Genomic DNA, 24,111 nt, shown 5'->3' on the forward strand with positions numbered 1-24,111 from the left:
TTCCTGCCGATCGGTGGTGATCAGACCCTACAAGCCGGGCCCGACTTCGGCCCCGCAGTTGCTGCAACGCACGGGGCCCACCTCGATGATTCCCTTGCGCGGGGCTTTCCACCCGTGCGCGAGGGCCTGTCCGAGGATGCGTTCAGCCGCCGGAGAGGACCCTGACCAGGTCTTCTGCGGTACGGCACCGGTCCAGGAGCTCCTTGACGTGATTTCGCGTTCCGCGTAGGGGCTCCAGGGTTGGGACCCGCTGGAGGGAGTCGCGGCCCGGCAGGTCGAAGATCACCGAGTCCCAGGAGGCGGCCGCGACGTCGTCCGCGTACTGCTCCAGGCAGCGGCCGCGGAAGTAGGCGCGGGTGTCCTCGGGGGGCTCGGTCCTGGCCCGCTCGACCTCGGTCTCGTCCAGGAGCCGCTTGATGCGTCCGCGGGCCACCAGACGGTTGTAGAGGCCCTTCTCGGCCCGTACGTCGGCGTACTGGAGGTCGACCAGGTGGAGCCGGGCAGCGTCCCAGTCGAGGCCGTCCCGGCGCCGGTAGCCCTCCATGAGTTCGCGCTTGGCGACCCAGTCGAGTTCGCCCGCCAGGCTCATGGGGTCGCGTTCGAGCCGGTTGAGGGTGTCCTCCCAGCGGGTGAGGACGTCCTTGGTCTGTTCGTCGGCGTCGGCGCCGTAGCGCTCCTCCACGTATTTGCGCGACAGCTCGTAGTACTCCATCTGGAGCTGGACCGCGGTGAGTGTGCGGCCGCTGCGGAGGGTGACCAGTCGCTTGAGGCTGGGGTCGTGGGAGACCTGGTGGAGGGTGCGTACGGGCTGGTCGACGGCGAGGTCGACGGCGATGAAGCCGTCCTCGATCATGGACAGGACCAGGGCGGTCGTGCCCAGTTTCAGGTAGGTCGAGATCTCGGAGAGGTTGGCGTCGCCGATGATCACGTGCAGGCGGCGGTACTTCTCGGCGTCGGCGTGGGGCTCGTCGCGGGTGTTGATGATCGGGCGTTTGAGGGTGGTCTCCAGGCCGACCTCGACCTCGAAGTAGTCGGCGCGCTGGCTGAGCTGGAAGCCGTGTTCGTGGCCGTCCTGGCCGATGCCGACGCGGCCGGCTCCGGCGAAGACCTGGCGGGAGACGAAGAAGGGGGTGAGGTGGCGCACGATGTCGGAGAAGGGGGTTTCCCGCTTCATCAGGTAGTTCTCGTGCGTGCCGTAGGAGGCGCCCTTGTTGTCGGTGTTGTTCTTGTAGAGGTGGATGGGCTGGGCGCCGGGGAGCTGGGCGGCGCGTTCGGCGGCTTCGGCCATGATCCGTTCGCCGGCCTTGTCCCACAGGACGGCGTCGCGGGGGTTGGTGACCTCGGGGGCGCTGTATTCGGGGTGGGCGTGGTCGACGTAGAGGCGGGCGCCGTTGGTGAGGATCACGTTGGCGAGGCCGATGTCCTCGTCGGTGAGCTGGCTGGAGTCGGCGGCTTCCCGGGCGAGGTCGAATCCCCGGGCGTCCCGTAGCGGGTTCTCCTCCTCGAAGTCCCAGCGGGCCCGGCGGGCCCGGTGCATCGCCGCGGCGTAGGCGTTGACGATCTGGGACGAGGTGAGCATGGCATTGGCGTTGGGGTGGCCGGGGACGGAGATGCCGTACTCCGTCTCGATGCCCATTACTCGCCGTACGGTCATGCGGCCCTCCTTGCCCGGCGGCACCCTCGGTCGTGGGCGCCGCTCAAGTACCGGTGGTGCTCCGGTCGTGTGCGGTGCCCGTCCCCGCACTGCGCGATCCGGCGGTACGGAAGAGCCTAGAACGGCTTTGCGCTGGTGGGGAGATCATTTGCGTCATTGCCTTGTTGCTGCTGTGGCCGGAAAAACAGTTGGCTGCGGGTACCCGTGGTGGGCACCCGCAGCCGCCCTGTTTTTACAGGTACTGTCCGGTGTTTGCCACCGTGTCGATGGAGCGTCCGGTGTCTGCGCCCTGCTTTCCGGTGATGAGGGTGCGGATGTAGACGATCCGTTCGCCCTTCTTGCCGGAGATTCGGGCCCAGTCGTCGGGGTTGGTGGTGTTGGGCAGGTCTTCGTTCTCCTTGAACTCGTCCACGCATGCCTGGAGGAGGTGGGAGACGCGGAGGCCCTTCTGGTCGTGCTCGAGGAAGTCCTTGATCGCCATTTTCTTGGCGCGGCCGACGATGTTTTCGATCATGGCGCCGGAATTGAAGTCCTTGAAGTAGAGGACTTCCTTGTCGCCGTTGGCGTAGGTGACTTCCAGGAAGCGGTTTTCCTCGGATTCGGCGTACATGTGTTCCACTGCCGTCTGGATCATGCTCTGGACGGTGGTGGCCTTGCTGCCGCCGTGCTCGCCGACGTCGTCGGAGTGCAGGGGGAGGCGCTCGGTGAGGTACTTGCCGAAGATGTCCTTGGCCGCTTCGGCGTCCGGACGCTCGATCTTGATCTTCACGTCGAGGCGGCCGGGGCGCAGGATGGCGGGGTCGATCATGTCCTCGCGGTTGGAGGCGCCGATGACGACCACGTTCTCCAGGCCTTCGACGCCGTCGATCTCGGCGAGGAGCTGGGGGACGATGGTGTTCTCCACGTCCGAGCTGACGCCGGAGCCGCGGGTGCGGAAGAGGGATTCCATCTCGTCGAAGAAGACGATGACGGGGGTGCCCTCGCTGGCCTTCTCCCGGGCGCGCTGGAAGACGAGGCGGATCTGCCGCTCGGTCTCGCCGACGTACTTGTTCAGGAGCTCGGGGCCCTTGATGTTGAGGAAGAAGCTCTTGCCGGCGGCCGCGCCGGTGACCTCGGCGACCTTCTTGGCCAGCGAGTTGGCGACGGCCTTGGCGATGAGCGTCTTGCCGCATCCGGGGGGCCCGTAGAGCAGGACGCCCTTGGGCGGGCGCAGCTCGTGCTCCTTGAACAGGTCCGGGTAGAGGTAGGGGAGCTCTACGGCGTCACGGATGGCTTCGATCTGGTTGCCGAGGCCGCCGATCTGCTCGTAGCCGATGTCGGGGACCTCTTCGAGGACGAGCTCCTCGACCTCGCTCTTGGGTACGACCTCGTAGACGTAACCGGAGCGGGGTTCGAGCAGGAGGGCGTCGCCGGGGCGGATGGTGACGTCCAGCAGCGGCTCGGCGAGCCGCACCACCCGTTCCTCGTCGGTGTGCCCGAGGACCAGGGCGCGTTCGCCGTCCTCGAGGATCTCCTTGAGGGTGACGATGTCTCCGACCCGCTCGTACTCCATGGCTTCGACCACGTTGAGCGCTTCGTTGAGCATCACTTCCTGGCCGCGCCTGAGCTCGTCGAGTTCGACGCCTGGGCTGACGTTCACGCGGAGTTTGCGGCCTCCGGTGAAGATGTCGGCGGTGCCGTCCTCGTTCGCCGTGAGGAACACTCCGAAGCCGGCCGGCGGCTGGGCGAGCCGGTCGACTTCCTCCTTGAGGGCCACGATCTGGTCGCGGGCCTCACGGAGTGTGTTGGCGAGTCGTTCGTTCTGGGCGGAGACGCCGGCCAGGTTGGTCTGGAGCTCGACGATCCGCTCTTCGAGAATCCTCGTGTGCCGCGGAGAGTCGGCGAGCTTGCGCCGCAGGACGGCGATCTCCTGCTCAAGGTAGGCAATCTGCCCGACGGGGTCGTCGGACCCTCGTCCCGGGCGGATGCCGCGGTTCATGTCGTCGTCGTGGGCTGCCACGGTCCTCACCTCCTCCAAGGGGAGCTGGACGCTTCCAGACCCTACCTGGGTGGGTGTCGATTGAAACCCCTAGATCACAAAGACTGTCGGGGTGTGTCCGATCTTCACCCTTGCGCTCTCCCTCACGCCAGGGGAATACCCACCGAACATGATTGGAAAGCGGGCGGGGGTAGGGTCGAAGTGTTCAACACCCGTCAGGGTCCGCATCGTTCCCGCGGCTCTGTGTAGTAAACGGTCAGGAGAGATGACGTGCAGCAGGTGGCCGATGTCGGCGGTGAAGCGCTGGAGGTCTGGATCGACCAGGATCTCTGTACCGGTGACGGCATCTGTGCCCAGTACGCGCCCGAGGTGTTCGAGCTGGACATCGACGGTCTGGCCTATGTGAAGGGTGCCGACGAGGAGCTGTTGCAGGAGCCGGGTGCGACGGTTCCGGTGCCGCTGCCGCTGCTGGTGGATGTGGTGGACTCGGCGCGGGAGTGTCCGGGTGACTGCATTCATGTGCGTCGGGTTTCGGACAGGGTCGAGGTGTACGGTCCGGACGCGGAGTGAGCGCGCGGCCACGGCGCGTGACGTGTGTCTGGTTTCTCACAGGCGCCGGTGGCTTGATTCAGTTGCCGGGTGCTCCGGCGGACGTCGAGCGGATGAACGCGCCGTTCTTCCACTGCCACTTCACGCTCTCGGTGACGTCGGGGCAGCAACTGGGTATCTCGGGCGACGAGTAGCCGAGGACCGTGGCGTGTATGGCCGCGTCGGTGACGGTGAGCCTGCTGACGGTGGAGCGGTCCTTGGGCTCGACGAGGGTGGCGACCACGCGGGCGTGCTGGTCGCCCGCGGCCTGGACGAGGACGTAGAGGGCGTCGGGCGGGGTGCCCATGCCTGCGTCGCAGTGGACGGTGGCGACGGTTTCGGGGCGGCCGTCGCCGTCGAGGTCACCGCTTGCCTTGCGCTGGACGACGGCGGTGACGGGGCCGCAGTCGAGGGGGAAGTCGACGCCGGTGGTGGCCGGTGGCGGGGCGCTCGTGGGGGCGCTCACGGGGTCGGTGCCGGGACTCTGGGCGGCGGTCGCGGGGTGGGGTTGCAGGAGTGAGGTGAGGGCGACGACGCCGGCGACGGCGGTCGCGGTGGCGACCCAGTGGATCGGCCGGGTGTGGTCGTGTGCCAGTTCCGGGACGACGGATTGCTGTTGCAGCACTGAGTGCGTCTCCTGCGAGGACTGTGCCGGGGGTGCCGGGGTGGGGTGGCCAGCATCGTGCCACACGTCACAGTGCGGGGGAACGGCGGGGTGGGGGGTTTCCTCGGGCCGGTGGGGCCGGTGGTGGCCGGTGGTGGCCGGTGGTGGCCGGTGGTGGCCGGTGGGGCCGGTGGTGGCCGGTGGTGGCCGGTGGTGGCCGGTGGTGGCCGGTGGTGGCCGGTGGGCAACGCGGAAGCGCCGTGGCCGAGTTCCTGGGTGTGGTGCGGGAACTCGGCCACGGCGCGGTGTTGTTGGGGCGGCGGGGGCCGCCTCGAGGTGTCGGCTAGCGGCCGGCGGCGCCTCCGTCGGCGTTGGGGCCGGCGTAGTCCTCGCCGTAGGCGCCCTTGGCGGGGCGGCGACGGCGCATGGGCGGCTCGACGCCGTCGGCGAGGCGGCGGGCGGTGAGCAGGAAGCCGGTGTGGCCGATCATCCGGTGGTCCGGGCGGACGGCGAGGCCCTCGATGTGCCAGTTGCGGATCATCGTCTCCCAGGCGGTCGGCTCGTTGAAGCAGCCGATCTCGCGGATGGACTCGACGGTCCGGGCGAGCTGGGTGGTGGTGGCGACGTAGCAGCACAGGATGCCGCCGGGGACGAGAGCCTTGGAGACGGCCTCGAGGCATTCCCAGGGGGCGAGCATGTCGAGGATGACGCGGTCGACGTCGGTGTCGCTCAGGTTGTCCTGGAGGTCGCCGACGGTGAGCTGCCAGGCGGGGTGGGGCCCGCCGAAGTAGCGCTCGACGTTCTGCCGGGCGATGTCGGCGAAGTCCTCGCGGCGCTCGTAGGAGTGCAGCATGCCCTGGTCGCCGATGGCGCGCAGCAGGAAGCTGCTGAGCGAGCCGGAGCCTACGCCCGCTTCCACGACGCGTGCGCCGGAGAAGATGTCGGCGAAGGCGAGGATCTGCCCCGCGTCCTTGGGGTAGACCACGGCGGCGCCGCGGGGCATGGACAGGACGTAGTCGGGGAGCAGGGGGCGCAGCGCGAGGTAGGCGACGTTACCGGTGGTGCGGACAACGCTGCCCTCGGGTGAGCCGATCAGTTCGTCGTGCGGGAAGGAACCCTTGTGGGTGTGGAAGTTCTTCCCGGCTTCGAGCGTGAACGTGTAGTGGCGGCCCTTGGGGTCGGTCAGCTGAACCTGGTCCCCGACCTTGAAGGGCCCGCGCCTGCGGGCGGCACCGGTCGGTTCGGACATGTGACCAGCCTACCGGTCCCGGGAGGGGCCGCCGACCATACGGGTGGTGTGAGGGCGGGGCTGTGGGGCGGGTCTCAGCTGGGGCGGGCCATGGCTTTGACGAAGGCGCGCTCGACGTCGGCGGCGGACAGGACGCCGTAGATCTCTCCGGTGTCCTCGACGACGAGGTACTCGGTGGCGGGGGTGGCGCGCAGGACGTCGAGGAGTTCTTCGCCGGAGAGTTCGGCGGAGACGCGCATGCCGTCGGTGAGGTCCTGGGCGAGGCCGCTGACGGCGACCCAGGGGCGGCGGTGTTCGGGTACGCCGACGATGGCGGCCTCGCGGACGAGGGAGAGGGGTTCGCCGTGGGCGTCGACGACGACGAGGGCGCGGGCGCCGGCGGCGTTGGCGCGGCGGAGGGCCTCGGAGAGGGGGGTGGTGGTCTCCACGGGGACGGCGCGGCGGGTGAGGTTGCGGGCGCGCAGTTCGGGGAGGTGTTCGCGCAGGCGGGCCATGCGCAGGCTGTTGCCGGCTCCGGTCCAGATGATGGCGGCGAGGATGGCTGCGAGGAGGGCGTCGAAGACGGTGTCCATGCCGACGCTGTCCTCGGCGGTGGAGCCGAGGGCGCCGGACTGGGTGAGCAGGGGCAGGCCGATGAGGACGGAGACGGCGAGGGCGCGGCCGACCCAGGCGGCGGCGACGGTGCCGCTCATGGCGCGGCCGGTGATTTTCCAGACGACGGCGCGGAGCATGCGTCCGCCGTCGAGGGGGAGGCCGGGGAGCAGGTTGAAGGCGGCGACGATGAGGTTGGAGATCATCAGGCCGGCAAGCAGGACGCCGGGGACGGTGCCGGGTTCGACGGGTCGCATGGCGAGGTAGAAGAGGCCGGCGAGGATCAGGGAGAGCAGGGGGCCGACGAAGGCGAGGACGAATTCGCGGCCGGGGGTCTCGGCTTCCTTCTCGATCTCGGAGACGCCGCCGAAGAACTGGAGCTGGATGCGGCGGACGGGGAGTTTGAAGCGGAGGGCGGCGACGGTGTGGGCGAGTTCGTGGACGAGCACGGAGGCGTAGAAGGCGACGGCGAAGAAGAGGGAGACCAGGTAGCGGGCGGCGCCGAGGTCGGGCAGGACGCGGTCGAGCTGGTTGCCGAAGACCCAGGTGATCAGGGCGGCGACGAGGAACCAGCTGGGTGCGACGTAGACGGGTACGCCGAAGGGGCGTCCCATGAGGAGTCCGCCGCGGGGTTCTGGGGCGCGTCGGGTTGGCCGGTTGTGGCCGGCGGGTGAGTGGGCGAGGGTGCGTCGGCCGGGGGTGTCCGGGGTGTCGTGGCCGGTGCCGGTGGGGGGTGTGGGCGTGCCGGGTGCGGGGGCGGGCGCTTCGGGTGCGGTGGGGTCGGGCGGGGTCGGGCCGGTGTCCGTGGGGGTGGTGTCCGTGGAGGTGTCCGGGGTGGGGTGGGTGCCGGGGCCGCTGGTTTCTGCTCCGGCGGTCCGGTCGCGTGGGGTGGGGTCCGGGTGTGCGGAACCGTCTGCCGGGGCCGGGTGGCCCGGGTGGCGCTCGGCCGGTTCGTCGTTGCCCGGCCGCGGCTGCCCGCTCCCGCCGCTCTCGTCCACGATGTCCCCTCGTTCGAAGCGTCTTCCGCGCCTGCCGGACGGAAGGTCTGTGGTCGATGGTATGCGGCCGTGGTGACGCGTTCGGCCCCGGCACCCCCTGTGTTTGCCCGGTCGCCCCCTGCCGCGGTCGCGGCGGGGCTGGGTCGTTGTCGGTGGCTGGGTCGTTGTCGGTGGCTGGGCCGTTGTCGGTGGCTGGGCCGTTGTCGGTGGCTGGCCGTATGGTCTGTGGGCATGGAGACGAGTGCGCAGGGTGCCGGGCGGCCGGACGGCGGCGGTACGGGAGGGCAGGACCCGCAGGCTGTGGTCGTGGGGGCGTCGGTGCCGGGGGCGCGGCCGCCCGCGTCGTTGTCTCCGTCGCGTGCGAGTGACTTCATGCAGTGTCCGTTGTTGTACCGGTTCCGGGTGATCGACCGGTTGCCGGAGCGGCCGAGCGAGGCGGCGACGCGGGGCACGCTGGTGCACGCGGTGCTTGAGCGGCTGTTCGACGCGCCGGCCGCGGAGCGGACGGCGCCGCGGGCGAGGTCGTTGGTGCCGGGTCAGTGGGAGCGCTTGCGGGAGAGCCGTCCCGAGGTGGTGGAGCTGTTCGCGGACGATCCGGGGGGCGAGCGGCTGGCGCGCTGGCTGGGTGAGGCGGAGCGGCTGGTGGAGCGCTGGTTCACGCTGGAGGATCCGACGCGGCTGGAGCCGGCCGAGCGGGAGTTGTTCGTCGAGGCGGAGCTGGAGTCGGGGCTGACGCTGCGCGGGATCATCGACCGGGTCGATGTGGCGCCGACGGGCGAGGTGCGCATCGTGGACTACAAGACGGGCAAGGCGCCGCGGCCGGAGTACGCCGAGGGTGCGTTGTTCCAGATGAAGTTCTATGCGCTGGTGGTGTGGCGGCTGAAGGGGGTGCTGCCGCGGCGGTTGCAGCTGGTGTACCTCGGCAGCGGTGATGTGGTGACCTACGATCCGGTGCCCGCGGATCTGGAGCGGGTGGAGCGCAAGCTGCTGGCGCTGTGGGAGGCGATCCGGCTGGCGACGGAGACGGGTGAGTGGCGGCCGCGGCCGACGAAGCTGTGCGGTTGGTGCGATCACCAGGCGCACTGTCCGGAGTTCGGGGGCACTCCCCCGCCGTATCCGCTGCCGGTGAGGGCGGAGGCGTCCGGGGAGCGGGAGCAGGGCAGAATGGGGCCGGACTAGCGAAGGAGATCTACGTGGCCATCCGCGTCCTGCTGGTGGACGACCAGCCGCTGCTGCGTACGGGCTTCCGGATGATTCTGGAGGCGGAGGTGGACATCGCTGTGGTCGGCGAGGCGGGCGACGGTCTGCAGGCGCTCGATCAGGTGCGAGCCCTGCAGCCTGATGTGGTGTTGATGGACATCCGTATGCCGCGGATGGACGGTGTGGAGGCGACGCGGCAGATCACGGGTCCGGGGCGGGACGGTCCGGCGAAGGTGCTGGTGCTGACGACGTTCGATCTCGACGAGTACGTGGTGGAGGCGTTGCGGGCGGGGGCCAGCGGGTTCCTGCTGAAGGACGCGCCGGCCAACGAGCTGGTGCAGGCGATCCGGGTGGTGGCCGGTGGTGAGGCGATGCTCGCGCCGAGCATCACGCGGCGGCTGCTCGACAAGTACGCCACGCATCTGCCGTCCGGGGACGAGCCGGTGCCGAACACGCTGCACACGTTGACGGACCGTGAGGTCGAGGTGCTGAAGCTGGTGGCGCGGGGGTTGTCGAACGCGGAGATCGCGGCGGATCTGTTCGTCAGTGAGACGACGGTCAAGACGCATGTCGGTCATGTGCTGACGAAGCTGGGGCTGCGTGACCGGGTGCAGGCTGCGGTGTACGCGTACGAGAGCGGGTTGGTGCGTCCCGGCGCGCAGTAGGGGCGGTCCGTCGGGCCGTGTGACATACGGATGAAGGGCGCTCCCTCTCGGAGGGGGCGCCCTTTCGTCGTGTGCGGTCGGCACGTCCCGGCACCGGCACCGGCGGGGTCATGTTCCGCGGGCCGTTGGGGCCGGAGCGCCGGCGGCCGGTGGCTGGTGGCCGGTGGCCGGTGGCCGGTGGCGCCGGAACGCCTATGGCCGGTGGCGCCGGAACGCCTATGGCCGGTGGCGCCGGAAGGCCTGTGGCCGGTGGTGCCGGAACGCCTGTGGCCGGTCCTGCCGCGAGGGGCAGGACCGGCCACAGGTTGCGCGGGTTCACGTGCTGCTGGCGTGCCGTCGCTCGTCCTGCACCCGAGGCCGGTCAGGGCCTCGGGTTCCCGGGAGTGGGCGTCAGCTGCTCGCGCCCCGGCCGAGCTCCCACAGCTGGAGCGTCGAGGAGGAGTTCAGGGCGTACGCGGTGCCCGTGACGTCGTCGCGGGCGACGACGTACTGCTTGCCCTGCCAGAGCGGCAGCACCGGGACGTCCCGGGCCACGACGTCCTGGATGTCGGTCAGGCTGGAGGCGGCGGTGAGCCGGTCGGCCTGGCGGCGGGACTCCGGGATCAGCTCGTTGATGACCTCGCTGTTGGAGTACGGCGACTTGAGGAAGTTGTCCTTGTCGAGGAACGGCGCGAGGAAGTTGTCCGCGTCGGGGAAGTCGGGGAACCAACCCATGCCGTAGACGTCGTACTTGCCCTTGCGCTCGGCCGGGACGTAGGACTCCCAGGGGGTGCCCTTGATGTCGATCTTGAACAGGCCGCTGTTGTTCAGCTGCTTCTGTATGACCTCGAACTCCTGCTTGGTGACCGCGCCGTAGTGGTCGGTCGTGTAGTTCAGGGTCAGGCTCACCGGGGTGGTGATGCCGGCCTTGCTCAGCAGGGAGGCGGCCTTGGCGACGCTCGGGTCGCCGTACTTGTTGAAGAACGAGTTGGAGTGTCCGGTCACGCTGGCCGGGACCAGCGAGTACAGCGACTCGGCCTGGGAGCCGTAGACCTTGGAGACGATCTCGCTGCGGTTGATGAGCTGGGCCATCGCCGCGCGCACGGCCTTGTCCTTCACCGCCGTGGCGTCGGTGTTGAAGCCGAGGTAGCGGATCTCGAGTCCGGGCAGTTCCACGACGTCGATGTCGCCGCTGGCGTTGATGTACTTCTTGACCTGGGCCGGGGTCAGACCACGGGAGACGAGGTCGACGTCGCCGCTGTCGAGGGCGGCGCCGAGGGCGTCGGAGTCGTCGTAGGAGACCATCTCGGCCTTGTCGTTGTTCACCTTGAGCGAACCCTTGTAGTTGGGGTTCTTGGTGAAGACGGCCTTGACCATCTTGTCGCCCTGGACGTCGGCCTTGAGGGTGTAGGGGCCGGAGCCGTCCACCTCGAAGCCCTCGCGCAGCTTGTCCTTCTGGTAGTCGTCGGGGTTGACGATGCCCGCGACCGGGGTGGACAGCTTGAACGGGAAGGTCGCGTCGGCGGTCTTGAGGTGGAAGATCACCTCGTCGTCGCCCTGCGTCTCGACGGTGTCGATGGTCGACAGCAGCGCGAAGACGCCCGAGTCGGACTTGATGGCGCGGGCACGGTCGATGGAGTACTTCACATCGGCCGCGGTCACGGCGTCGCCGTTGGAGAACTTCAGGTCGCTGCGGAGCTTGCAGGCGTAGCGCTCGTTGCCGGTGTCGGTGAAGCCGCAGCTCTCGGCGGCCTCGGGCACCGGGGCGCCTTCACCCTTCGGCTGGACCATCAGCGTCTGCACGGTCTGGCGCAGGACGTTCCAGGTGCCGACGTCGTAGGCGTAGGCCGGGTCGAGCGGCGCGGGCGCGTCCTTCGTCGCGGTGAAACTGTCCGTCGTGCCGACGACGATGGCGTCGCCGCCGCTGCTCCCGCTGTCGGACCCGCCGCAGGCGGCGAGCACGGGCGCGATGAGACCGATCACGGCCGGCAGCACCAAAGTCTTGCGGTTCATGCTCGGGTTTCTCCAGCTGTTCAAGTCCGTGCACCCGGCATGCAGGGGTGTTGCGGCGGGTCACGGGGGTAGGCCGATGTTTCGCGATGAGATTAGTCCGGACCGGCGGGGCGGTTCACAGCTGGATGAGCCGGGATCCATCACGGAGTGAAACCGGGCGTGGACACACCGAAAACCCGACAGTGGAAGGATTAGTGCACGGTTCCATCAATCGGGACACAAAGGCACTTCGGCGCCCGGGAAAGCGGGGCGGTCTGCACACGCCGCCCTACCTGTCGACCCCATTCGGGGTGGCGAATGTCACATGGTCGACTGTTCAGGGGCGGGTAGGGATGCGCGCCTGGCCGGGCGCCGGTTTCCCGGGACGCTCTGGAGGCGTGTGCGTCCGGGTTCCGGGTCCGGCGGCGGGGCCGGCGCGACGGGTGACGGTTCAGACCGTGTGTGTCACCAGGCCGCGCAGAAAGGCCAGGTCCACTTCTTCGAGCGAGCCCACCACGGTGCGGCGGGCGGCGGGGGCGATGGGGGCGACCGACGGCACGGCCACGACATGGCAGCCCGCGGCCTCGGCCGCCGCGACGCCGGTCGCGGTGTCCTCGACGACCGCGCAGCGGGCGGGGTCCACGCCGAGTCCGGCGGCGGCGAGGAGATAGGGGTCGGGGTGGGGCTTGGTGCGGGTCACCTCGTCGCCGGCGACGCTCAGGGCGAAGTGCTGGGGGCCGAGCGAGGTCAGGACGCGGTCGATGATGCGTCGGTGCGAGGCGGACACCAGGGCGGTGGGGATCTCGTACTCGGACAGTTCGGCCAGCAGCCGGGCGGCTCCCGGCATCAGCGGCAGGGTCTGGGCGATCCGGGCCTCGAACCCGGTGTTCAGCAGGAGTGTGAGTTCGGCGAGGGCGATGTCCGCGCCGGTGGCCTCGATGAGGAAGCCCGCGCTGCGGGTCATCGGGCCGCCCACCACGACATGGCGCCAGGAGTCGTCGAGGGTGTGACCGAGGCCGGCGAAGACCTCGACCTCGACGTCCCACCAGAAGCCCTCGGTGTCGACCAGGGTGCCGTCCATGTCCAGGAGCACCGCCTGGAGGGCTGAGCCTTCGGCTGTTCGGGTTCCGAGTGCGGGGACCGTACTGGTCATCCACGTACCTCCTTGAAGGGACGACCAGGCCGGTTCCCTCACGGGGAACCGGCCTGGAGTGGACCGACCAGTGTACGACTTGTCCGATCAATGTGCGTCGCGGTGTTCACCGCCGGGCGCGTCGGGGGTCTGCGGCTCCGGGTTTCGGAGCTGGTCGGGGGGCGGTGTCACCGGGCGTTGAAGTACGTCGCCTCGGGGTGGTGGATGACGATGGCGTCGGTGGACTGCTCGGGGTGGAGCTGGAACTCCTCCGAGAGGTGGACGCCGATCCGATCCGGCTGGAGGAGGTCGGCGATCTTGGCGCGGTCCTCCAGGTCGGGGCAGGCGCCGTAGCCGAGCGAGAAGCGGGCGCCCCGGTACTTCAGGGCGAACATGTCCTCGATCTGCGTCGGGTCCTCTCCTGCGAAGCCCAGTTCGGAGCGGACGCGGGCGTGCCAGTACTCGGCGAGGGCCTCGGCCAGCTGCACGGACAGGCCGTGCAGTTCGAGGTAGTCGCGGTAGGAGTCCGCCTCGAACAGCTTGGCCGTCTCCTCGCCGATCCGGGAGCCGACGGTGACGACCTGGAGTCCGACGACGTCGGTCTGCCCCGACTCCTCCGGGCGGAAGTAGTCCGCCAGGCAGAGTCGGCGGCCCCGGCGCTGGCGGGGGAAGGTGAAGCGGGTGCGTTCGTTGCCCTGCTCGTCCAGCAGGATCAGGTCGTCGTCCTTGGAGACGCAGGGGAAGTAGCCGTAGACCACGGCGGCTTCCAGCAGGTTGTCGGTCTGGAGCCGGTCCAGCAGTCCGCGCAGCCGCGGCCGTCCCTCGGTCTCGACGAGTTCCTCGTAGGTCGGGCCGTCACCGGTGCGGGCCTGCTTCAGGCCCCACTGGCCCTTGAACAGGGCGCCCTCGTCGAGCCAGCTCGCGTACTCCTTGAGCTGGATGCCCTTGATGACGCGGGTGCCCCAGAACGGCGGGGTGGGGATCGGGTTGTCGGTGGCCACGTCGGAGCGCACGTGCCCCTCCTCGGGGCGCTCGTCGACCTGGACCGCGGCCGTCGCCCTGACCCGGCGCTGCTTGAGCTCGGGCAGCTTCGCGCCGGGCACGCCGCGCTTGACGCCGACGAGGGCGTCCATCAGGCGCAGGCCCTCGAAGGCGTCGCGGGCGTAGCGGACCTCGCCCTCGTAGATCTCGTGCAGGTCCTGCTCGACGTAGGCGCGGGTCAGTGCGGCGCCGCCGAGGATGACCGGGAAGTCCGCGGCCAGGCCGCGCTGGTTGAGCTCCTCCAGGTTCTCCTTCATGATCACGGTGGACTTCACCAGCAGGCCCGACATGCCGATGACGTCGGCCCGGTGCTCCTCGGCGGCCTCCAGGATCGCCGAGACGGGCTGCTTGATGCCGAGGTTGACGACGTTGTAGCCGTTGTTCGACAGGATGATGTCGACGAGGTTCTTGCCGATGTCGTGGACGTCGCCGCGCACGGTGGCCAGCACGATCGTGCCCTTGCCCTCGGTGTCCGACTTCTCCATGTGCGGTTCGAGGTAGGCGACGGCGGCCTTCATCACCTCGGCGGACTGGAGCACGAACGGCAGCTGCATCTGGCCCGAGCCGAACAGCTCGCCGACGACCTTCATGCCGTCCAGCAGGGTCTCGTTGACGATGTCGAGGGCGGGGCGCTCCGCGAGCGCGAGGTCCAGGTCGGCCTCCAGGCCGTTGCGCTCGCCGTCGATGATCCGCCGCTTGAGCCGCTCCTCCAGCGGCAGGGCCGCCAGCTCCTCCGCCCGGCCCGCCTTGAGCGACTTCGCCGTGGCGCCCTCGAAGAGCTGCATGAGCTTCTGGAGCGGGTCGTAGCCCTCGCGGCGCCGGTCGTGGATGAGGTCGAGGGCGGTCTGCACCTGCTCGTCGTCGAAGCGGGCGATCGGCAGGATCTTCGAGGCGTGCACGATCGCCGAGTCCAGTCCCGCCTTGACGCATTCGTCGAGGAAGACCGAGTTGAGCAGGATGCGGGCGGCCGGGTTGAGGCCGAAGGAGATGTTCGACAGGCCCAGCGTGGTCTGTACGTCCGGGTGGCGGCGCTTGAGCTCGCGGATGGCCTCGATGGTGGCGATGCCGTCGCCCCGGGACTCCTCCTGACCCGTGCAGATCGTGAAGGTCAGCGTGTCGATCAGGATGTCCGACTCGTGGATGCCCCAGTTCCCGGTGAGGTCCTCGATCAGCCGCTCGGCGATCTCGACCTTCTTCTCGGGGGTGCGGGCCTGGCCCTCCTCGTCGATGGTCAGCGCGATCAGCGCCGCGCCGTGCTCCTGGGCGAGCTTGGTGACCTTCGCGAACCGGGACTCGGGGCCGTCGCCGTCCTCGTAGTTCACGGAGTTGATCACCGCGCGGCCGCCGAGCTTCTCCAGACCGGCCCGGAGGACCTCGACCTCGGTGGAGTCCAGGACGATCGGCAGGGTGGAGGCGGTGGCGAAGCGGCCGGCCAGCTCCTCCATGTCGGCGACGCCGTCACGGCCCACGTAGTCCACGCACAGGTCGAGCATGTGCGCGCCCTCGCGGATCTGGTCGCGGGCCATCTCGACACAGTCGTCCCAGCGGCCGTCCAGCATCGCCTCGCGGAACTTCTTCGACCCGTTGGCGTTCGTCCGCTCGCCGATCGCCAGGTAGGAGGTGTCCTGGCGGAAGGGGACGGTCTGGTAGAGGGAGGCGGCGCCCGGCTCGGGGCGCGGGTCGCGGGCGGTCGGGGTGAGGCTGCGGACGCGCTCGACGACCTGGCGCAGGTGCTCGGGGGTGGTGCCGCAGCAGCCGCCGACGAGCGAGAGGCCGTACTCGCGTACGAAGGTCTCCTGGGCGTCGGCGAGCTCGGGCGCGCTCAGCGGGTAGTGGGCGCCGTTCTTGCCGAGGACCGGCAGGCCCGCGTTGGGCATGCAGGCCAGCGGGATGCGGGAGGTGCGGGCGAGGTAGCGCAGGTGCTCGCTCATCTCGGCCGGGCCGGTGGCGCAGTTCAGGCCGATCATGTCGATGCCGAGCGGTTCCAGCGCGGTGAGGGCGGCGCCGATCTCCGAGCCGAGGAGCATGGTGCCGGTGGTCTCGACGGTCACCGAGACGATGAGCGGCAGGTCGAGGCCGAGGGCGTCGAGGGCCCGGCGGGAGCCGAGGACCGCGGACTTGGTCTGGAGCAGGTCCTGGGTGGTCTCGACGAGCAGCGCGTCGGCGCCGCCGGCGACCAGTCCTTCGGCGTTGCGCTGGTAGGCGTCGCGCAGGGTGGTGTACGGGGCGTGGCCCAGGGTGGGCAGCTTGGTGCCGGGGCCCATGGAACCCAGGATCCAGCGCTGGCGGCCGTCGCGGGCGGTGAAGTCGTCCGCGACGTCGCGGGCGACGCGGGCGCCCGCCTCGGACAGCTCGTACACGCGGTCGGCGATGTCGTACTCGCCGAGCGCGGAGTGGTTGGCGCCGAACGTGTTCGTCTCGACGCAGTCCACGCCCACGGAGAAGTAGGCCTCATGGACCGAACGGACGATGTCGGGCCGGGTCACATTGAGGATCTCGTTGCAGCCCTCGAGGTTCTGGAAGTCCTCGAGTGTGGGCTCCTGGGCCTGGAGCATGGTGCCCATGGCTCCGTCGGCGACCACCACACGGGTGGCGAGGGCCTCGCGGAGCGCGGACACGCGGGTCCGGCTGTCGGCGGAAAGGGTCGGCGGCACAGAGGCCATGAAGGGGCTCCCTTTTGGTGCGACGGCTGTCGGCTTTGCGTCGCCCCGGGAGTACCGGGTGGGGTCCCTGGGCGGGCGCACCCCGTCAGGGTATCCGGGACCGGGGGCTTATGGTCGGGGCGTCCACGAGGCGGACGAGGATGGCGTGCGGGCCACGGCCGGGGGGCGCGTGACGCAACAGGTACCGACGGACCATTGGCGGGACGTCCGCCTGGACCGGTAGTGTTCGGCATTGCCGAACGTTGGCAGTTTAAGGCCGCGCATTGTCGGTCATGGGGACGGAGGCAGGACGGCGATGTCACGGAACATCCAGTCGCTCGAACGGGCGGCCGCGATGCTGCGGCTGCTCGCGGGCGGCGAGCGGCGGCTCGGCCTGTCGGACATCGCCTCGGCGCTCGGCCTCGCCAAGGGCACCGCGCACGGCATTCTGCGCACCCTCCAGCTGGAGGGTTTCGTGGAGCAGGACGAGGCCTCCGGGCGCTATCAGCTGGGCGCCGAGCTGCTGCGGCTGGGCACCACCTATCTCGACGTGCACGAACTGCGGGCGCGGGCGCTGGTGTGGACGGACGACCTGGCCCGTTCCAGCGGGGAGAGCGTTCATCTGGGGGTCCTGCACCAGCAGGGCGTACTGATCGTGCATCACGTCTTCCGGCCGGACGACAGCCGGCAGGTGCTGGAGATCGGGGCCATGCAGCCCCTGCACTCCACCGCGCTCGGCAAGGTGCTGTCGGCGTACGACCCGGTGGCGCACAGCGAGGCCATGGAGGCCGACCGCAAGCCGTTCACGGAGCGGACCGTGTGTGAGTCGGTGGAGTTCGAGCAGGTCCTCGACGTGACGCGGGCGCGAGGGTACGCGGCCGACGTCGAGGAGACCTGGGAGGGCGTCGCGTCGATCGCCGCGCCCATCCACGACCGGCGGCGGATGCCGGTCGGCGCGGTCGGCATCACCGGGGCCGTGGAACGGCTGCGCCGGGACGGGGAGCTGCGTCCCGAGCTGATCGCGGCGGTGCGCGACTGTGCCCGCGCGGTGTCGCGGGACCTGGGCGCCGCCCGCTTCTGAGCCGGCGCGGGGTCGCACGACCTCGCGGACCCGCGCGACTCCGCGGGCCCGCACGCCCGCACGCCCACCGCTCTCAGACCCTCGGACCGATGGACCGGAACGCCCGGTGGCGCTCCGGTCCTTGCCATGCCCCGAGGTGTACAAAGTGGGACAAAGCCTGGATGCGCGCACGTCATGGCCGCACTGCCGTCGCCCGGCCCCGGCCGCACGGATATCTCCCGGTCATGAATAACGATCGCGACCAACGATCGCGTTTTCGACAACAGAACTCTTGACGCATGCCTGACGCCGGAGCAAGACTCCCGTCCACCGGTCGACATTGTCGAACACCTGACGGCAATACACGCTAAGGTGTGGCAACGCGTAAGGCCGGCATCGCTCTCACCCCCGAGGGCGTCGAACTCCCGGCGGGACCCGGGATTCGGCTTCCTGGACGAAGGACAAAGGAGTCGCGGGTGTCCAGCTCCGACATCTTCATCGGCGAGACCATCGGTACCGCCATACTCATCCTGCTCGGCGGCGGCGTCTGTGCCGCCGTCACGCTGAAGGCCTCCAAGGCCCGCAACGCCGGCTGGCTCGCCATCACCTTCGGGTGGGGCTTCGCCGTACTCACGGCCGTCTACACCTCGGCCCCGCTGTCCGGCGCGCATCTCAACCCGGCGGTCACGCTCGCACTCGCGATCAAGGACGGCGACTGGAGCAACGTTCCGGTCTACTGGGGCGGCCAGCTCCTGGGCGCCATGATCGGCGCGACGCTGGTCTGGGTCGCCTACTACGGCCAGTTCCAGGCGCATCTGACCGACGAGGAGATCGTCGGCGACCTCGGCGGGCGGCCCGGCAAGGTGAAGTCGGTCGAGGCCCGGGAGAGAGGCGCAGGCCCGGTCCTGGGCGTCTTCTCCACCGGCCCCGAGATCCGCGTGGTCTGGCAGAACCTGGCCACGGAGATCATCGGCACCGTCGTGCTCGTCCTCGCCGTCCTCACCCAGGGCCTCAACGACGCGGGCAACGGCCTCGGCACGCTGGGCGCGCTGATCACCGCCCTCGTCGTCGTCTCGATCGGTCTGTCCCTCGGCGGCCCGACCGGCTACGCGATCAACCCGGCCCGTGACCTCGGTCCGCGCATCGTGCACGCGCTCCTGCCGCTGCCCAACAAGGGCGGCTCCGACTGGCGCTACGCCTGGATACCGGTGGCCGGCCCGCTCATCGGCGGTGCGATCGCCGCGGGCATATACAACGTCGCCTTCGCCTGAGAACGCCGGTCCTCCGGAACTCGCCCCGTGCACCGCACGCACCGCACGTCCGGACCCGAAGCACCGAACCTCACCGCACGCGCCGTACGTACCGCCCCCAACCACGGAACTCCCAGGAGCAGACAGTGACCGACGCGCACACCGCCGGCCCGTTCATCGCCGCCATCGACCAGGGCACCACCTCCAGCCGCTGCATCGTCTTCGACCGCGACGGCCGGATCGTCTCCGTCGACCAGAAGGAACACGAGCAGATCTTCCCCAAGCCGGGCTGGGTGGAGCACGACGCCACCGAGATCTGGACCAACGTCGAGGAGGTCGTCGCCGGAGCCATCGCGAAGGCCGGCATCACCCGCGACGACATCAAGGCCATCGGCATCACCAACCAGCGCGAGACCACCGTGCTGTGGGACAAGAACACCGGTGAGCCCGTCCACAACGCCATCGTCTGGCAGGACACCCGCACCGACGCGCTCTGCAAGGAGCTCGGCCGCAACGTCGGCCAGGACCGCTTCCGCCGCGAGACCGGCCTGCCGCTCGCGTCGTACTTCGCCGGTCCCAAGGCGCGCTGGCTGCTCGACAACGTCTCGGGCCTGCGCGAGCGCGCCGAGGCGGGCGACATCCTCTTCGGCACCATGGACAGCTGGGTCATCTGGAACCTGACCGGCGGCGTCGACGGCGGCCACCACGTCACCGACGTCACCAACGCCTCCCGCACCATGCTGATGAACCTGCACACGCTGGAGTGGGACCCGAAGATCGCCGAGTCCATCGGCGTCCCGCTGTCGATGCTGCCGGAGATCCGCTCCTCGGCCGAGGTCTACGGCGAGGTCACCGGCGGCAGGCTGGGCGAGCTGCTCGGCGGCATCCCGGTCGCCTCGGCGCTCGGCGACCAGCAGGCGGCCCTGTTCGGCCAGACCTGCTTCTCCGAGGGCGAGGCCAAGTCCACGTACGGCACCGGCACGTTCATGCTGATGAACACCGGCGAGAAGATCATCAACTCCTACTCGGGCCTGCTGACCACGGTCGGCTACCGCATCGGCGACCAGAAGCCGGTGTACGCCCTGGAGGGTTCGATCGCGGTCACCGGTTCGCTGGTGCAGTGGATGCGCGACCAGATGGGCCTGATCTCCACCGCCGCCGAGATCGAGACGCTCGCGCTCACGGTCGAGGACAACGGCGGCGCCTACTTCGTGCCGGCCTTCTCCGGTCTGTTCGCTCCGTACTGGCGCTCCGACGCCCGCGGTGTGATCGCCGGTCTGACCCGGTACGTCACCAAGGCGCACCTCGCGCGCGCCGTCCTGGAGGCCACGGCCTGGCAGACCCGTGAGATCACCGACGCCATGACGAAGGACTCCGGCGTCGAGCTCACGGCCCTCAAGGTCGACGGCGGCATGACCTCCAACAACCTGCTGATGCAGACCCTCTCGGACTTCCTGGACGCCCCCGTGGTGCGTCCGATGGTCGCCGAGACGACCTGCCTCGGCGCCGCCTACGCCGCCGGTCTCGCCGTCGGCTTCTGGAACAGCACCGACGACCTGCGCGCCAACTGGCGCCGGGCCGCCGAGTGGACCCCCCGCATGGACGCGGAGCACCGCGACCGTGAGTACAAGAGCTGGCTCAAGGCCGTCGAGCGGACCATGGGCTGGCTCGAGGACGAGGAGTAAGAACCACCGATGACCAGTCAGCCCACCCTGCAGTCCGTGCCTGCCCTCGGTACGCGCCCGGCCGGCGGCTCGAACCCGAGCCGTGCCGAGACCCGAGAGCAGCTTTCCAAGGCGTCGTACGACCTTCTCGTGATCGGCGGCGGCATCCTGGGCATCTCCACCGCCTGGCACGCCGCGCAGTCCGGTCTGCGGGTGGCTCTGGTCGACTCCGGCGACTTCGCCGGTGCCACCTCCTCCGCCTCCTCCAAGCTGCTCCACGGCGGTCTGCGCTACCTGCAGACCGGCGCGGTGAAGCTGGTGGCGGAGAACCACTTCGAGCGCCGTGCGGTCTCCCGCCAGGTGGCCCCCCACCTGGCGAACCCGCTCACGTTCTACCTCCCCGTGTACAAGGGCGGGCCGCACGGCGCGGCGAAGCTCGGGGCGGGCGTCTTCGCCTACTCCGCACTCTCCGCGTTCGGTGACGGCGTGGGTCACCTGCTCAGCCCGGCCAAGGCCGCGCAGGACGTGCCCGAGCTGCGCACCGACAATCTCAAGGCCGTCGCCGTCTACGGCGACGACCAGATGAACGACTCCCGGATGGCGCTGATGACGGTCCGCGCGGCCGTCGAGTCGGGCGCCGTCGTCCTCAACCACGCCGAGGTCACCGGGCTGCGTTTCACCCGGGGCCGGGTGACGGGCGCCGAGCTGCGCGACCGTCTGTCCGGTGAGGAGTTCGGGGTGAACGCCCGCCTGGTACTGAACGCGACCGGACCGTGGGTGGACCACCTGCGGCGGATGGAGGACCCGAATGCAGCGCCGTCGATCCGCCTGTCGAAGGGCGCGCATCTGGTCCTGAAGCGGACCGCGCCGTGGAAGGCCGCGCTGGCGACCCCCATCGACAAGTACCGCATCACGTTCGCCCTGCCGTGGGAGGACATGCTGCTGCTGGGCACGACCGACGAGGAGTACGAGGGCGACCCGGCGGACGTCGCGGTCAACGACAAGGACACGGCCCAGATCCTCGACGAGGCGGCGTTCTCGATCCGGGACCAGCAGCTCGACCGTGACCTGATCACGTACGCCTTCGCCGGTCTGCGGGTGCTGCCGGGCGGTCCCGGCGACACCGCCAAGGCCAAGCGCGAGACGGTGGTGACCGAGGGCCGGGGCGGCATGCTGTCCGTCGCGGGCGGCAAGTGGACCACCTTCCGGCACATCGGCCGCACCGTGATGCGCAAGCTCCAGGAACTGCCGGGGCACCCGCTCGGCGACGACTTCGAGCCGGTCGCCTCGCTGCCGAAGAAGCTGCCGCTGCCGGGGGTCGCCAACCCGCGCGCGGTCGCCCACCGGCTGCTCACCGACCGTCCGGCGCCGGGACCGCGGATGGCGGCGGACACCGCCCGGCACCTGGCCACCCACTACGGTTCGCTGGCCTTCGACATCGCCCGGCTGGCGAACGAGGACCCGCGGCTGGGCGAGCGTGTGCACCCGGACGCGCCGGAGATCTGGGCTCAGGTCGTCTACGCCCGGGACCACGAGTGGGCCGAGACTCCGGACGACGTGCTGCGCCGTCGTACGACGCTCACGATCCGGGGTCTGGCCACGGACGAGGTCCGGGCGCGGGTCCAGGACGTGCTCGACGCGGAGTAGGCGCCTCGCCGGCCCTGCCTGACCGGGACCGGCGCCGGGGTCTGCGTCCGCCGTCGTGTCAGGGGCGGCTCCGCATCAGCGGAGCCGCCCCTTTCGCCGTCCCCGGCCGCCCGTCGGGCCCGGCCGGCGCCGGTCAGGCCCGACGGGCGGCGGTGATCGGCGACTTGGCCGCGCCGGGCGGGTCGGGCCTCCATAATGCCCCTGAGACATCGGATGTCTGGGATGCGCGAGCGACAGGGGGCCCTTTCGTGGCAGTCACCGACGAGGCGATCGAGAAGATCAAGGACATGATCGTCTCCGGCGCGCTGCGCCCGGGTGACCGACTGCCGAAGGAGAGCGAACTGGCCGCCGGCCTGGGGCTGTCGCGCAACTCGCTGCGGGAGGCGGTGCGCGCGCTGTCGCTGATCCGGATCCTGGACGTACGGCAGGGCGACGGCACCTATGTGACCAGTCTGGACCCGCAGTTGCTGCTGGAGGCGCTGGGTTTCGTCGTCGACTTCCACCGCGACGACACGGTGCTGGAGTTCCTCTCCGTGCGCCGCATCCTGGAGCCGGCCGCCACCGCGATGGCGGCCCCGCGGATCAGCGAGCGGCAACTGGACGTGCTCTCGGCCCGGTTGGACGCGCTGGGCGAGGCACCCTCGGTGGAGGAACTCGTCGCCTGCGACCTGGAGTTCCACCGGGACATCGTGCGCGGCGCGGGCAACTCGGTGCTGTGCTCGCTGCTCGACGGTCTGTCAGGACCCACCACCCGGGCCCGGATCTGGCGCGGGCTGACCCAGCAGGACGCGGTCGCCCGCACGCTGCACGAGCACCGGGCGATCCTGGCCGCGCTGCGCGACCGGGACGCGGAGGCCGCGCGTTCCTGGGCGACCGTGCACATCGCGAGTGTGGAGCAGTGGCTGCGCAACACGCTGTGAATCTCCTGTGGATCCAAGGGGTGGAGCGCGGGCGGACGACGCCTGTCGAGGGTGTTCGGGGGTGGTGATCGGGGCAGTGATCCGTTCACTCCCCCGTGCAAGGGGGCTGCGGGCGCCCCCGCCGCACGCCGTAAGGTTGGGACGTACGCGAGGGCACGTCGGAAGGAGGCGCTGGGTGATCGAGCTCGAGGGGGTTCCCGAGCTGATCGACCCGGTCATGGTGGCCGCGTTCGAGGGCTGGAACGATGCCGGCGACGCCGCTTCCACCGCGGTCGCGCATCTGGAGAGGGAGTGGAAGGGCGAGGTGTTCGCGGCGCTCGACGCCGAGGACTACTACGACTTCCAGGTGAACCGGCCCACGGTGTGGATGGATGCCGGCGTGCGCAAGATCACTTGGCCGACGACGCGGCTGTCGGTGGTCCGGGTCGGCGGCGACAAGCCGCGCGACCTGGTGCTGGTCCGCGGCATCGAACCGTCCATGCGCTGGCGCTCGTTCTGCAACGAGCTGCTCGGCTTCGCGCACGAGCTGGGCGTGGAGCTGGTGGTGATCCTGGGCGCGCTGCTCGGCGACACCCCGCACACCCGTCCGGTCCCGATCAGCGGCACCACGTCCGACCCGGACCTGGCGCAGCGCATGGATCTGGAGGAGACCAAGTACGAGGGCCCGACGGGCATCGTCGGCGTCCTCCAGGAGGCGTGCACGCACGCGGGCGTGCCGGCGGTGTCGCTGTGGGCCGCCGTTCCGCACTATGTGTCGCAGCCGCCCAACCCGAAGGCCACGATGGCTCTCCTCAACCGGCTGGAGGACCTCATCGACGTGCGCATCCCACTGGGCGAACTGCCCGAGGACGCGCGCGCCTGGCAGGTGGGGGTGGACCAGCTGGCCGCCGAGGACAGCGAGGTCGCCGAGTACGTGCAGACGCTGGAGGAGGCCCGGGACACCGCGGAGCTGCCGGAGGCGTCCGGCGAGGCGATCGCCCGCGAGTTCGAGCGGTATCTGCGGCGGCGGGACGGCGGCGGACCGCCCGGGGCACCCGGAGCGCCCGGGGGGCACGCCACGGAGGGCGGCGACGGGCCGTCGTCGCCGGGTTCGTACCGGCGCGACAGCCCCAGTGAGCGGACCCGGCCGCCGAAGCCTCCGAAGCCGAGCGCGGACGACGAGGATTCGTCGGAGGACTGACCGCGCTCGTGCGGCGGTCTGCGGTCCGGGCCTGACCGCGTACGTGATCAGGGGCGCTTCCTCCGCGAGGAGGAAGC

At 70.1% G+C, this 24,111-nt stretch carries 17 protein-coding genes; 9 read left to right on the top strand and 8 right to left on the bottom strand.

Annotated elements, in window-relative coordinates; all coding sequences use genetic code 11:
• Positions 1-142: 142 nt before the first annotated feature.
• The gene (dop, locus tag ACZ7OY_RS22680; protein WP_471913011.1) at positions 143-1,654 is read right to left on the bottom strand and encodes a depupylase/deamidase Dop; all 1,512 of its coding nucleotides are present in this window, start codon (positions 1,652-1,654) and stop codon (positions 143-145) included.
• Positions 1,655-1,886: 232 nt separating this feature from the next.
• Positions 1,887-3,653, bottom strand: a complete 1,767-nt coding sequence (arc, locus tag ACZ7OY_RS22685; RefSeq protein ID WP_471913012.1) for a proteasome ATPase — start codon at positions 3,651-3,653, stop codon at positions 1,887-1,889.
• A gap of 249 nt (positions 3,654-3,902) precedes the next feature.
• Between arc and ACZ7OY_RS22690 the strand changes: the two genes are divergently transcribed.
• Positions 3,903-4,202 carry a ferredoxin gene (locus ACZ7OY_RS22690; protein WP_351620644.1) on the top strand — a complete coding sequence of 100 codons (300 nt, stop codon included), beginning with the start codon at positions 3,903-3,905 and terminating at the stop codon, positions 4,200-4,202.
• Between the two features lie 58 nt (positions 4,203-4,260).
• Here the strand turns inward: ACZ7OY_RS22690 and ACZ7OY_RS22695 are convergent, their stop codons facing one another.
• The 3 genes from ACZ7OY_RS22695 to ACZ7OY_RS22705 all read right to left on the bottom strand — a co-directional run bounded on the left by ACZ7OY_RS22695 (position 4,261) and on the right by ACZ7OY_RS22705 (position 7,662).
• Complete coding sequence (locus tag ACZ7OY_RS22695) at positions 4,261-4,845, bottom strand: hypothetical protein (protein ID WP_471913013.1); 585 nt, start codon at positions 4,843-4,845, stop codon at positions 4,261-4,263.
• A 322-nt stretch (positions 4,846-5,167) separates the two neighbouring features.
• Complete coding sequence (locus ACZ7OY_RS22700) at positions 5,168-6,073, bottom strand: tRNA (adenine-N1)-methyltransferase (protein ID WP_351602679.1); 906 nt, start codon at positions 6,071-6,073, stop codon at positions 5,168-5,170.
• A gap of 74 nt (positions 6,074-6,147) precedes the next feature.
• Positions 6,148-7,662 carry a site-2 protease family protein gene (locus ACZ7OY_RS22705; protein ID WP_471913014.1) on the bottom strand — a complete coding sequence of 505 codons (1,515 nt, stop codon included), beginning with the start codon at positions 7,660-7,662 and terminating at the stop codon, positions 6,148-6,150.
• 231 nt (positions 7,663-7,893) lie between these two features.
• On the opposite strand from ACZ7OY_RS22705, the gene ACZ7OY_RS22710 reads away from it, so the two are divergent.
• Both ACZ7OY_RS22710 and ACZ7OY_RS22715 read left to right on the top strand, forming a co-directional pair.
• Positions 7,894-8,841, top strand: coding sequence for a RecB family exonuclease (locus tag ACZ7OY_RS22710; protein WP_471913015.1), 948 nt, complete (start codon positions 7,894-7,896; stop codon positions 8,839-8,841).
• Between the two features lie 14 nt (positions 8,842-8,855).
• Positions 8,856-9,527: a response regulator gene (locus ACZ7OY_RS22715; RefSeq protein WP_162470060.1), complete on the top strand. Its 672-nt coding sequence runs from the start codon at positions 8,856-8,858 to the stop codon at positions 9,525-9,527.
• Between the two features lie 390 nt (positions 9,528-9,917).
• Here ACZ7OY_RS22715 and ACZ7OY_RS22720 read toward each other — a convergent pair whose 3' ends face one another.
• The 3 genes from ACZ7OY_RS22720 to metH all read right to left on the bottom strand — a co-directional run bounded on the left by ACZ7OY_RS22720 (position 9,918) and on the right by metH (position 16,334).
• Positions 9,918-11,519 carry an ABC transporter substrate-binding protein gene (locus ACZ7OY_RS22720; RefSeq protein WP_471913016.1) on the bottom strand — a complete coding sequence of 534 codons (1,602 nt, stop codon included), beginning with the start codon at positions 11,517-11,519 and terminating at the stop codon, positions 9,918-9,920.
• Positions 11,520-11,949: 430 nt separating this feature from the next.
• Positions 11,950-12,651, bottom strand: a complete 702-nt coding sequence (locus ACZ7OY_RS22725) for an HAD family hydrolase (RefSeq protein ID WP_471913017.1) — start codon at positions 12,649-12,651, stop codon at positions 11,950-11,952.
• A 167-nt stretch (positions 12,652-12,818) separates the two neighbouring features.
• Positions 12,819-16,334 (bottom strand): methionine synthase, encoded by a 3,516-nt coding sequence (gene metH / locus ACZ7OY_RS22730; RefSeq protein ID WP_471913018.1) that lies wholly within the window; start codon positions 16,332-16,334, stop codon positions 12,819-12,821.
• A gap of 295 nt (positions 16,335-16,629) precedes the next feature.
• Between metH and ACZ7OY_RS22735 the strand changes: the two genes are divergently transcribed.
• From ACZ7OY_RS22735 to ACZ7OY_RS22760, 6 genes are all read left to right on the top strand, one after another.
• Entirely contained in the window at positions 16,630-17,394 is a 765-nt protein-coding gene (locus ACZ7OY_RS22735; RefSeq protein WP_471913019.1) for an IclR family transcriptional regulator, read from the top strand.
• Positions 17,395-17,849: 455 nt separating this feature from the next.
• Positions 17,850-18,644, top strand: a complete 795-nt coding sequence (locus tag ACZ7OY_RS22740) for an MIP/aquaporin family protein (RefSeq protein WP_471913020.1) — start codon at positions 17,850-17,852, stop codon at positions 18,642-18,644.
• 125 nt (positions 18,645-18,769) lie between these two features.
• The gene (gene glpK, locus ACZ7OY_RS22745) at positions 18,770-20,308 is read left to right on the top strand and encodes a glycerol kinase GlpK (RefSeq protein ID WP_471913021.1); all 1,539 of its coding nucleotides are present in this window, start codon (positions 18,770-18,772) and stop codon (positions 20,306-20,308) included.
• Between the two features lie 9 nt (positions 20,309-20,317).
• Positions 20,318-21,934 carry a glycerol-3-phosphate dehydrogenase/oxidase gene (locus ACZ7OY_RS22750; RefSeq protein WP_471913022.1) on the top strand — a complete coding sequence of 539 codons (1,617 nt, stop codon included), beginning with the start codon at positions 20,318-20,320 and terminating at the stop codon, positions 21,932-21,934.
• 248 nt (positions 21,935-22,182) lie between these two features.
• The gene (locus ACZ7OY_RS22755; RefSeq protein WP_471913023.1) at positions 22,183-22,854 is read left to right on the top strand and encodes a FadR/GntR family transcriptional regulator; all 672 of its coding nucleotides are present in this window, start codon (positions 22,183-22,185) and stop codon (positions 22,852-22,854) included.
• Positions 22,855-23,029: 175 nt separating this feature from the next.
• Positions 23,030-24,034, top strand: coding sequence for a PAC2 family protein (locus tag ACZ7OY_RS22760; protein WP_471913024.1), 1,005 nt, complete (start codon positions 23,030-23,032; stop codon positions 24,032-24,034).
• Positions 24,035-24,111 lie beyond the last annotated feature (77 nt).

The organism is Streptomyces sp. NPDC107559 (genome assembly GCF_055657365.1).

Bases quoted from the DNA above. Each gene is read 5' to 3' on its own strand.
- dop (WP_471913011.1), bottom strand. From the start codon at position 1,654: ATGACCGTACGGCGAGTAATGGGCATCGAGACGGAGTACGGCATCTCC.
- ACZ7OY_RS22700 (WP_351602679.1), bottom strand. From the start codon at position 6,073: ATGTCCGAACCGACCGGTGCCGCCCGCAGGCGCGGGCCCTTCAAGGTC.
- ACZ7OY_RS22710 (WP_471913015.1), top strand. From the start codon at position 7,894: ATGGAGACGAGTGCGCAGGGTGCCGGGCGGCCGGACGGCGGCGGTACG.
- ACZ7OY_RS22720 (WP_471913016.1), bottom strand. From the start codon at position 11,519: ATGAACCGCAAGACTTTGGTGCTGCCGGCCGTGATCGGTCTCATCGCG.
- ACZ7OY_RS22725 (WP_471913017.1), bottom strand. From the start codon at position 12,651: ATGACCAGTACGGTCCCCGCACTCGGAACCCGAACAGCCGAAGGCTCA.
- metH (WP_471913018.1), bottom strand. From the start codon at position 16,334: ATGGCCTCTGTGCCGCCGACCCTTTCCGCCGACAGCCGGACCCGCGTG.
- ACZ7OY_RS22735 (WP_471913019.1), top strand. From the start codon at position 16,630: ATGTCACGGAACATCCAGTCGCTCGAACGGGCGGCCGCGATGCTGCGG.
- ACZ7OY_RS22750 (WP_471913022.1), top strand. From the start codon at position 20,318: ATGACCAGTCAGCCCACCCTGCAGTCCGTGCCTGCCCTCGGTACGCGC.